Genomic DNA, 11622 nt, shown 5'->3' with positions numbered 1-11622 from the left:
GGGGACCGGCGCACGCGCTCGGCTTGGGAGACGAGACGGATGGCTCAGAGATGAACGAGAACGCGAACGAGGACCGGCTCCGCCGCGCCATGGCGGCCGTCCTGCAACTTCAGCAGCGCAACCAGGAGTTGGAGCACAGCCGGACGGAGCCGATCGCGATCGTCTCGATGGCCTGCCGGCTCCCCGGCGGCGCCGCCACCCCCGAGCGGTACTGGGAGGTGCTGGCCGCGGGCGAGGACCTGATCGGCCCGCTGCCCGAGCGCTGGGCGCACCTGGACCTGTACGACCCGGACCCGGAGGCGGCCGGCAAGAGCTACGCCCGCGAGGGCGGGTTCCTGCACGGCATCGAGGAGTTCGACGCCGAGCTGTTCGGCGTCTCCCCGCGCGAGGCCCTCGCCATGGAACCGCAGCAGCGGCTCGCCCTGGAGACGGCCTGGGAGGCCCTGGAGCGGGCCGGGCAGCGCCCCGGCCCGCTCGGCACCAGCCGCACCGGCGTCTACCTGGGCGCGATGCGCTCCGACTACGCCACCACCCAGGCCGCCCTGGAGTCCCTCGACGGCTACCAGGGCACCGGCATCTCCAGCAGCGTCATCTCCGGCCGCGTCTCGTACACCCTGGGCCTCCAGGGCCCGGCCGTCACCGTCGACACCGCCTGCTCCTCCTCGCTGGTGGCCATCCACCTGGCCTGCGCCGCGCTGCGCAGCGGCGAGTGCGACCAGGCGCTGGCCGGCGGCGTCACCGTGATGAACACCCCCGTGCTGTTCGTCGAGTCCAGCCGGCTGCGCGCCATGTCCCCGGACGGGCGCAGCAAGAGCTTCTCCGCCGACGCGGACGGCGGCGGCTGGGCCGAGGGCTGCGGCATGGTGCTGCTCAAGACCCTCTCCGCCGCCCGCCGCGACGGCGACACCGTGCTCGCCGTCATCCGCGGCTCCGCGACCAACCAGGACGGCCGCAGCCAGGGCCTCACCGCCCCCAACGGCCCCGCCCAGCAGCGCGTGATCCGCGAGGCGCTGGCCGCCGCCCGGCTCACCCCCGCCGACATCGACGCGATCGAGGCGCACGGCACCGGCACCCGTCTGGGCGACCCGATCGAGGCCGGGGCGCTCGCCGAGGTCTTCGGCCCCGGCCGCCCGGCCGGGCAGCCGCTGCGCCTGGGCTCCGGCAAGTCCAACATCGGCCACTCCCAGGCCGCCGCCGGCGTGCTCGGCGTGATCAAGATGGTGCTCGCCCTCCAGCACCAGGCGCTGCCGCGCACCCTGCACGTGGAGGAGCCCAGCCCGCACATCGCCTGGGCCGAGGCCGGCATCGAGCTGCTCGCCGAGGCCGCCGACTGGCCGCGCGGCGAGCGCCCGCGCCGGGCCGGGATCTCCTCCTTCGGCATCAGCGGCACCAACGCGCACCTGGTGCTCGAAGAGGCGCCCTCGACGGAATCCCAGCAGGAGGAGCAGCAGCCGGCCGTCCCCGCCGACGGGTACCCCGTGCTGCTCTCCGCCCAGACCCCGCAGGCCCTGCGCGCCCAGGCCGCCCGCTGGGCCGACTGGCTCGACGCCCACCCGGGCACCGGCCTGCTCGACCTGGCCCGCACCGCCGCCCTGCACCGCACCCACCTGGAGCACCGCGCCGCCGTCACCGCCGCCTCCACCGCCGAGGCGGCGCTGGGCCTGCGCGCCCTCGCCGAGGGCGCCGCCCCGCGCGAGCTGGTCCAGGGCCGTTCGGCGCCGCGCGGCCAGGCCGTGTTCGTCTTCCCCGGCCAGGGCAGCCAGTGGCCCGAGATGGGCCGCGCCCTGCTCGCCGAGTCCGCCGTGTTCCGCGCCGCGATCGAGGAGTGCGACGCCGCGCTGCGCCCGCACACCGGCTGGTCGGTGCGCGACCTCCTGGCCGGGTCCGACACCGCGGGCCTGCCCGACTTCGAGCGGATCGACGTCCTGCAGCCCGCCCTGTTCGCCGTGATGGTCGGCCTGGCCGCCGTCTGGCGGTCCCTGGGCGTGGAGCCCGCCGCCGTGGTCGGCAGCAGCCAGGGCGAGGTGCCCGCGGCCGTCGTCGCCGGGGCGCTCACCGTCGAGGAGGGCGCGAAGCTCGTCGCCCTGCGCAGCCGGGCGCTGCTGCTCGAGTGCAGCGGCAAGGGCGGCATGGCGCTGGTCGAGCTGCCCGCCGAGCGGGTCGCCGCGCTGATCGAGCCGTACGAGGGCGCGCTGTCCATCGCCGTCATCAACACCGAGACCTCCACCGTCGTCTCCGGGGACGCCGAGGCCGTCGAGCACCTGCTCACCGCGATGGCCGACGGGGACGTCTACTGCCGCCGCATCCCCTCCGACGCGGCCGGCCACAGCCGCCACATGGACCCGGTCCTGCCGGGCCTGGCCGCCGACCTGGCGGGCCTGGCCCCGCGCCCCGGGCAGGTGCCGTTCTACTCGACGGTCACCGGCACGGTGCTGCCCGGGGAGTCCCTGGACGCCGCGTACTGGTGCCGCAACCTCCGCGAGACCGTCCGCCTGGACCTCGCCCTGCGCTCGCTGACGGCCGCCGGCTGCGGCGTGTTCGTCGAGGTCAGCCCGCACCCGGTGCTCGGCATCCCGCTGACCGGCGCCACCGCCGCCACCAACGGCGTCGTCGTCGGCACCCTCCAGCGCGGGCGCGGCGGCACCGCCCAGGTGCTCCAGCAGCTCGCCGCCCTGCACGGCCACGGCCACCCGGTGGACTGGGCGCCCGTGCTCGGCCACCGCCCGGCGGGCCAGGGCGTCGGCCTGCCCACCTACGCCTTCCAGCGCCGCCGCTACTGGGTGGACGCCCAGGCCCCGGCCGCCGTCCTCAGCGGCACCGCCCCCGTGGTGGAGCAGGCGCCGGCGGACGGGCTGCGCGCCCGGCTGGCCGCGCTGCCCGCCGAGGAGCGGGCCCGTCCGCTGGAGGAGACCGTCCTGCGCGAGGTGGCCGCCCTGCTCGGCACCGTCGAGCCGGTGGAGGCCGACCGGCGCTTCCGCGACCTCGGCATGGACTCGCTGATGGCGCTGCGGCTGCGCAACCGCCTGACCGAGCTCACCGGCGCCACCCTGCCCGCGAACCTGACCCTGCACCACCCCACCGCCCGGGCCGTCACCGGCTACCTGCTGGAGCACGCCCTCGGCGAGCTGCCCGCCGCCCCGGCCGGCGCCCGGCTGGAGCGCTCCGCGCGGCGGGACGTCCACCCGGCCACCGAGGGCCAGCGGCGCCTCTGGTTCCTGGAGCAGCTGCACCCCGGCACCGCCCAGTACCACGTGGCGCTGAAGCTCTCCGTCGAGGGCCCGCTGGACCGTACGGCCTTCGGGCGGGCCCTCGACCACCTGGCCGGGCGGCACGAGGCGCTGCGCACCGGCCTGGCCCTGCGCGGGGGCGAACTCGTGCAGCTGGTCGGCGAGTCGGCCTCGATCCCGCTGGAGTGGGCCGAGGTTCAGGACCTCGAAACCGCCGCCCGCGCCGAGGAGTTGGCCCCGTTCGACCTGGGCGGCCCCTCGCTCGCCCGCTGCACCGTCCTCACCGGGCCCGAGGGTGCGCAGCTGATCTGCCTCACCCTGCACCACGCCGTCGTCGACGGCTGGTCGCTGACCCTGCTGCTGCACGAACTCCACGCCGCCTACCGGGCGTTCGCCACCGGTGCCGAGCCCGGGGCCGCCCCGGTCGAGCACCACCTCGGCGACCTCGCCGCCTGGGAGCGCACCGCCGCCTTGGAGGGCCGCTTCGAGGAGGGGCTGCGCCACTTCACCGCCGAACTGGCCGGTGCGCCCCGGCTGGAGTTCCCGCCCGGGCCCGAGAGCGCCGAACAGCCGGAACAGGGCGGGGACACGCACTACTTCACCCTGCCGGCCGCACTGCGCGCCGAGGTCGAGGCGCTGGCCGCCCGCACCTCGGTGACGCCGTACACCGTGCTGGTCAGCGCCTTCGCCGCGCTGCTCGCCCGCACCTGCGACCAGGCCGACTTCAGCCTGGGAACCGTCTGGGCCAACCGCCAACTCCCCGGCTCCGAGGGCGTGGTGGGCTTCCTGGTCAACACCCTGCCGCTGCGCTGCGACCTGACCGGCGAGCCCACCGTGAGCGGCCTGCTGGCCGCCATGGGCGAGAAGGTCGCCGCCGTCGCCGAGCACCAGGGCGTGCCGCTGAGCCGGCTCGTCCAGGCCGTCGGCGCCGAGCGCAACGGCGAGGAGAACCCGCTGTTCCGCGCGGTGTTCAACTACGGCAGCGCCGAACTGCCCACCGTGGGCGAGGGATCGCAGGCCTGGCGGCTGCCGACGACCGGCAGCCCGGCGGGCAATGTGCGCGGGGCCTCCAAGTTCGAGCTGGGCCTCACCCTCGCCCCGAGCGGGGACGGGCTGCGCGCCGAACTGGAGTACCTGCCGCGGGTGCTGGACGCGGACGGCGCCGAGCGGCTGGCGGCCGGATTCGAGCGGCTGCTCACCGAGTTCGTCCGCCGCCCCGAGGCCGCCCTCGCGGACCTGGAGGTGCTGGGCGCCGCCGAGCTGGCCTGGCTGGAGGAGCGGGCCGGCACCGTCGAGCCCAGCGACGCCGACCGGCCGACCGCGTACGAGCTGATCCTGGCGCAGGCCGCCCGCACCCCGGAGGCCGTCGCCGTCACGGACGGCGAGGCCGCGTGGACGTACGCCGAACTGCTCGCCCGGGCAGGCGGGTTGGCCCTGGAGCTGCAGGCCGCCGGCGTCGGCCAGGGCACCCCCGTCGGGGTGCACCTGCCGCGCGGGACGGACCTCGTGGTCGCCGTCCTGGCCGTCTGGGCGGCCGGCGGGGCGTACCTGTCGCTCGACCCCAACTACCCGTCCGCGCACCTGGACCACATGGTCGAGGACAGCGGACTGGCCGTGGTGGTCTCCGCCACCGCCGTCGAGCGCTGGGCCCACCTGACCGTCGTCGCGCCCGGAACCGCCCTGGCGGACGGGGAGTTCGACGGCCCGGCGCCCGAGGACCTCGCCTACCTGATCTACACCTCCGGCTCCACCGGCCGCCCCAAGGGCGTACGGATCGAGCACGTCCAGTTCGCCAACTTCTGCCGCGCCATGGACGAGCGGATCGGCGGCGGCCCGGGCGACACCTGGCTCGCCGTCACCAGCCTCTCCTTCGACATCTCCACCCTCGAACTGCTGTGGACCCTCACCCGGGGCTACCGCGTCGTGGTCGCCGCCGGCAGCACCGCCGACTGGGCCGCCCACCGCCGCCTGGCCCCCACCCACCTGCAGTGCACCCCCTCCTACGCCCGGATGCTGCTCGCCGACGCCGAGGGCCGCGCCCTGATCGGCGGCCTGCGCTGGATGCTGGTCGGCGGCGAGGCCCTCGACCGGGGCCTGGCCCGCAAGCTGGCGGCGCTCTGCCCGGGCGAGGTCGTCAACATGTACGGCCCGACCGAGACCACCGTCTGGTCCGCCACCTGGGCCCTGGAGGCCGGTGCGCTGGAGCGCGGCGAGGTCTCGCTCGGCACGCCCGTCCTCAACACCCTCTTCCACGTGCTCGACCGGCACGGCCGGCGAGTGCCGCGCGGCACCCGGGGCGAGCTGTGGATCGGCGGCCTCGGCGTCGCCCAGGGCTACCACGAGCGGCCCGAGTTGACCGCCGAGCGCTTCACCGCCGACCCGTACGCGGGCCGCGAGGGCGCCCGGATGTACCGCACGGGCGACCTGGTGCGCCACCGCGCCGACGGCAGCCTGGAGTTCTGCGGCCGCATCGACGCCCAGGTCAAGCTGCGCGGCCACCGGATCGAGCTCGGCGAGGTCGACACCGTCGCCGGGGAGCACCCGGCCGTCGTCGAGTGCAGCGCCGTGGTGCGCGAGGACGTCGAGAACGACCCCCGGCTCACGCTCTACTGGGTGCCCGCCACCGAGGGCGCGGCCGCCGACGAGCGGCAGCTCGCCGCGCACCTCGCCGGGCGGCTGCCCGCCCACGCCGTGCCCGGCCGGCTCGTCCGGATGGCGGAGCTGCCGCACACGCCCAACGGCAAGGTCGACCGCAACGCCCTGCTGCGGCTGCCCGCCGCGCCGCAGGCCGTCGCCGAGGCCGAGGACACCACCGACGTCCAGGCCCTGGTCGCCGCCGCCTGGGCCCGGGCGCTGGGCGTCGCCGAGGTCGACCCCGACCGGGGCTTCTTCGAGCTCGGCGGCACCTCGATGACCGCCCTCCAGGCCCACCGCGAGCTGTGCGCGGAACTCGGCCGGGAGTTCCCGCTGTCCACCGTCTTCCACCACCCGACGGTGCGCCGCCTCGCCGCCCACCTCGGCGGCGAACAGCCGGCGGCCGCCCCCGCCGTCCGGGCCGTCGTGCGGCCCGAGGACGACGCGGTCGCCGTCGTCGGCCTCTCCTGCCGCCTGCCCGGCGCCCCCGACCTGGCCGCCTTCTGGGCCAACCTGCGGGGCGGCGTCGAGTCGGTCAGCCACTTCACCGAGCAGGAGCTGCGCGAGGCCGGCGTCCCCGAGGCGCTGCTCGCCCGCCCCGACTACGTCCGCGCCAAGGGGTACGTCGACGGCGCCGACCTGTTCGACGCCGCCTTCTTCGACTGCTCCCCGGCCGAGGCCGAGGCGATGGACCCGCAGCACCGGCTGTTCCTGGAGTGCGCCTGGGAGGCGCTGGAGCACGCCGGCCTGCCGCCGCGCGGCTTCGACGGCCGGATCGCCGTCTTCGGCGGCTCCGGCTACGGCGGCTACCAGGGCGCCGACCCCGAGGACATGTCCGCCTTCTACCGGGCGATGATCGGCGGCAAGAACGACTACCTGGCCACCCGCGTCGCCCACAAGCTGGACCTGCGCGGCCCGGCGCTGACCGTGCAGACCGCCTGCTCCACCGGCCTGGTCGCCGCCCACCTGGCGCGCGAGAGCCTGCTGCGCGGCGAGTCCGACGCGGCGCTCGTCGGCGCCGCCTCGCTGACCTTCCCGCTCAAGTCCGGCTACCTGTACCAGCCGGGCCTGGTCGCCTCCCCGGACGGCGCCTGCCGCGCCTTCGACGCCGAGGGCGGCGGCACCGTCCCCGGCAACGGCGTCGGCGTGCTGGTCCTGCGCCGCCTCTCCGACGCCGTCGCCAACGGCGACACGGTGTACGCGGTGATCCGCGGCAGCGCCGTCAACAACGACGGCGCCGACAAGGTCGGCTTCACCGCGCCCAGCGCGGCCGGGCAGGCCGCCGTGATCGCCGAGGCGCAGGCCGCCGCCGGCGTCACCCCGGACACCGTCGGCTACGTCGAGGCGCACGGCACCGCCACCGCGCTCGGCGACCCGATCGAGGTGCAGGCGCTCCAGCAGGTCTTCGGCGCCGCCGGGCGCACCGCGCCCTGCGCGCTGGGCTCCGTCAAGAGCAACATCGGCCACGCCGACGCCACCGCGGGCATCGCCGGCCTGATCAAGGCCGTGCTGATGCTCCACCACGGCGAACTCGTCCCGAGCCTGCACTACACCCGGCCCAACCCCGAACTCGGCCTGGACACCGGCCTGTTCGAGGTCGCCACCGAACTGCGGCCCTGGACGGGCGAGGGCCCGCGCCGGGCCGGGGTCTCCTCCTTCGGCATCGGCGGGACCAACGCCCACCTGGTGCTGGAGCAGGGCCCCGCCGCCCCGCCCGCACCCGCCGACGGCGTACGGCCCGTCGTGCTCTCCGCCCGGGACGAGACGGCGCTGCGCGCCCAGGCCCGCCGCTGGGCCGCCCACCTGGCCGAGCGCCCGGAGCTCACCCCGGCCGCCGTGGCCGGGCCCGCCGCCACCCGCCGGACGCACTTCGCCGCCCGGGCCGCCGTCCTCGCCGGCAGCAACGCCGAACTCGTCGACGGGCTCACCGCGCTGGCCGAAGGCCGTCCGCACCGGCTGGTCACCGAGGGCGGGGCCCGGCGCCTGGGCAAGGCCGTGTTCGTCTTCCCCGGCCAGGGCAGCCAGTGGCCCGCCATGGGCCGCGACCTGCTCGACGAGAGCCCGGCCTTCCGGGCCGTCGTGGCCGACTGCGACCGGGCCTTCGCCCCGTACCTGGACCGGCCGGTCTCCGAGCTGCTCGCCGGGACGGGCGCCGCCGCCGAACTGCCGCTGGACCGGCTCGACGTGGTGCAGCCCGCGATGTACGCGATGTACCTCGGCCTGGCCGCCGCCTGGCGCGAACGCGGGCTGGAGCCCGCCGCCGTGGTCGGCCACAGCCAGGGCGAGGTCGCCGCGGCCGTCGTCGCCGGGGCGCTCACCGTCGAGGAGGGCGCCAGGATCGTCGCGCTGCGCAGCCGGGCCCTGCTCTCCCGCACCGGGCTCGGCGAGATGGCCGTCGTCGAACTGCCCGTCGAGGAGGTGCTCGGCCACCTCGCCCGCTACGACGGGCGGATCTCGCTGGCCGCCGTCAACACGGCCGGATCCACGGCCGTCTCGGGGGACGTCGACGCGATCAACGACCTGCTCTTCGACCTCGACGACCGGGACGTGATCTGCGGCAAGCTCAACGCCGCCGTCGCCTCGCACAGCGCCCAGATGGACGCGATCCTGCCGGGCCTGGCCGCCGAACTGGCCGACCTGGTCCCGCGCGAGGCCGAGGTGCCGTTCTACTCCACCGTCACCGGCGCCCTGCTGGACGGCCGGGAGCTGGGCGCCGCCTACTGGTGCCGGAACCTGCGCGAGCCCGTCCGCCTGGACCTCGCCCAGCGCGAACTGCTGCGCACCGGGCACCAGGTGTTCGTCGAGGTCAGCCCGCACCCGGTGCTGGCCGGGCCGCTCACCGACGGCGGGCTCGCCGAGGGCGCCGTCGTCGTCGACACCCTGCGCCGCCGCCACGGCGGCCTCGACCAGCTGCACCGCACCCTCGGGGCGCTGCACGTCCAGGGCCACCCGGTGGACTGGCCGGCCGCGCTCGACGGCACCGGCCCGCAGATCGAGCTGCCCGGGTACGCCTTCCAGCGCTCCCGACACTGGGCCGAGCCCAAGCGGGCCGCCGCCGGGGCCGCCACGGACGACGCGTTCTGGCAGGCCGTCGCCGACGGCGAGGCCGGACGGATCGTCGAACTCCTCGACGCCCCACCGGAGTCGGCGGCACGGCTGGAGGAGCTGCTGCCGCTGCTCGCCGCCTGGCACCGGGGCCGACAGGCCGAGGCGGCCACGGCCGACTGGCTGTACACCGAGCGCCGCGAACCGGCCGAGGCGCCGGGGAACCCGGCGATGAGCGGCCACTGGGCGCTGGTCGAGCCGGCCCCGGCACAGGGCGTCGCCGAGGCGCTCACCGCCGCCGGGGCCACCGTCCACCGGCTGCCCGCCGCCGAGGACCGCGCCGCCCTGGCGGCCGCCCTCGCGGCGCTGCCGCCGCTGGCCGGGCTGCTCGCCCTGCCCGGTGAGGGCGCCGACGAGCGCGGCTTCCACCGGCTGCTCGCCCTCGTCCAGGCCCTCGGCGACACCGGCTGCCCCGCCCCCGTGTGGGCCGTCACCCGGGGCGCCACCGCCCTCGACGGCGAGGAGGCCCCGAACCACCCGCAGGCGCTGGTCACCGGCCTCGGCCGGGTCCTCACCCTGGAGGCCCCCGACCGCTGGGGCGGCACGATCGACCTGCCCGCGCAGCCCTACGAGGGCTGGCAGCAGGCGCTGGTGGCGGCCCTCGCCGCCGGGGACGGCGAGGACGAGGCGACGCTGCGGCCCGAGGGCCGCCACGTCCGCCGCCTGCACCGCACCCGGCTCGGCGGCGGCGCCTGGAACACCACCGGCACCGCGCTGATCACCGGCGGCACCGGGGCGCTCGGCCGCCACCTGGCCCGCTGGCTGGCCGGGCGCGGCACCCGCCGCGTCGTCCTCGCCACCCGCACCGCCCGCTCCACGCCGGAGCTGGACGCCCTGCGCGAGGAGCTCGCGGCGCTCGGCACCGGGCTCGACCTCGCGGTCTGCGACCTCGCCGACCGCACGGCCCTGGAGGGCCTGCTCGCCGCGCTCGACACCCACGCCGAGCCGCTGCGCGTGGTCGCCCACCTCGCCGGGGTCTCCCGGATGACCGCCGTCGACGACCTCACCCCCGAGGCCGCCGACGAGGAGCTGGCCGGCAAGGCCCACGGCGCCCGCCACCTGCACGACCTGCTCGCCGACCGCCCCCTGGACGCCTTCCTGCTGTACGGCAGCGGGGCGAGCCTGTGGGGCGGAGCGGGCCAGGCCGCGTACGGCGCCGCCAACACCGCCCTGGACGCCCTCGCCCGCCACCGGCACGCCCGGGGCCTGGCCGCCACCGTGGTGCACTGGGGCGGCTGGGCCGGCGGCGGCATGATGAGCGCCGAGGCCGAGCGGACGTACCGCTCGCGCGGCCACCGGCCCATCGCCGCCGACCGCGCCCTGCACGCCCTCGGCCAGGTACTGGCCGCAGGGATGCCCTCGGCCGGGGTCGCGGACATCGACTGGACGGTCTTCGCCCCGCTGTACGCCGCCGCCCGGCCGCGTCCGCTGGTCGACACCGTCCCGCAGGCCCGCGAGGCCCTCGCGCCCGCCGCACCCGCCGCCGACGAGGGCGCCGGACGCGACCTGCGCCAAAGGCTCGCGGTCGGCGACCCGGCGGCGGGGCTGGCCCTGCTCACCGAGCTGGTCACCGCCGAGACGGCCCCCGTCCTCGGCCTCGCCCCGCAGGCCGTCCCGGCCGAACAGCCGCTCCAGCAGCTGGGGTTGGACTCGCTGATGGCCGTCACCCTGCGCGGGCAGCTCGCCCGCCGCACCGGCGTCGCCTTCACCACCGACACCATCGTGCGGGCCGGCAGCTGCGCGGGCCTGGCCCGGTTCCTGCTGGATCAGCTGCTGCCCTCCGACGGCTCCGGTGTCGAGCCGGCCCCGCAGGCGCAGGACACCGGCTGGCTGCGGGTCCTCAAGCCGGCGGCCCCCGTGCCCGGAACCGATCGGCCCCGCGCCCGGGTCTTCGCCATGGCGGGCATGGGCGGCACCAGCGCCGGCCACATCCCGCTGGCCCGGCACCTGCCCGAGGACGTCGAACTCGTCGCCGTCCAGCTGCCCGGCCGCGACGGCCGCACCGGCGAACAGCCCGTCACCGACATGATGCTGCTCGCCGACCGGGTCGCCGCCGCCGTCAGCGCCCGCCTCGACGCCCCCGCCGTGCTCTACGGGCACAGCCAGGGCTCCTGGCTGGCCTGGGAGCTGGCCCACCGCCTCGCGGACCAGCCGGCCGCGCCGCCGCTCGCCCTGGTCGCCGCCTGCGGCATCCCGCCGCAGGCCGAACCGACCGAGGGCCTGCGCCGGCTCACCGACTCGGCCGACGCCCTGGACACCCTGCCGACCGCCGAGGCGGCCGCCCTGTTCGCCGGGCTGCTGCCCGAACAGGTCCTGGACAGCGAGGAGTTGCTCGCCGAGTACCTGGTGCGGCTGCGCACCGACGTCACCCTGGCGGAGAACCACCGGGCCGCCCTGCGCCACCTCGACCGCGCCCCGCTGCGCATCCCGGTCCGCGCCGTGGCCGGCACCGACGACCCGGTGCTGCCCGAGCACGCCCTGGACGCCTGGGAGGCGCTCACCGAGGGCCCGTACACCCGCAGCGGGGTGCTCGGCACCCACGCCGCCCCGATCGAGAACCCCGCGGCCCTGGCCGCCGAACTCACCGAGACCATCACGGCCCTGACCCACACACAGGCCGCCCCGGTCGCCGTCGCCCACTGAACGTCCGAGGAGA

1 protein-coding gene is annotated in these 11622 nt (G+C 77.1%); it reads left to right on the top strand.

The window, feature by feature from the left end:
* Window positions 1–50 precede the first annotated feature (50 nt).
* Complete coding sequence (locus ACIRRS_RS16600; protein WP_402970899.1) at window positions 51–11609, top strand: amino acid adenylation domain-containing protein; 11559 nt, start codon at window positions 51–53, stop codon at window positions 11607–11609.
* Window positions 11610–11622: the final 13 nt, after the last annotated feature.

The sequence above is a fragment of the Kitasatospora sp. NPDC101183 genome (assembly GCF_044767945.1).
In the GTDB taxonomy this organism is placed as follows: domain Bacteria; phylum Actinomycetota; class Actinomycetes; order Streptomycetales; family Streptomycetaceae; genus Kitasatospora.
This window is presented reverse-complemented; position numbering and strand designations above follow the sequence as displayed.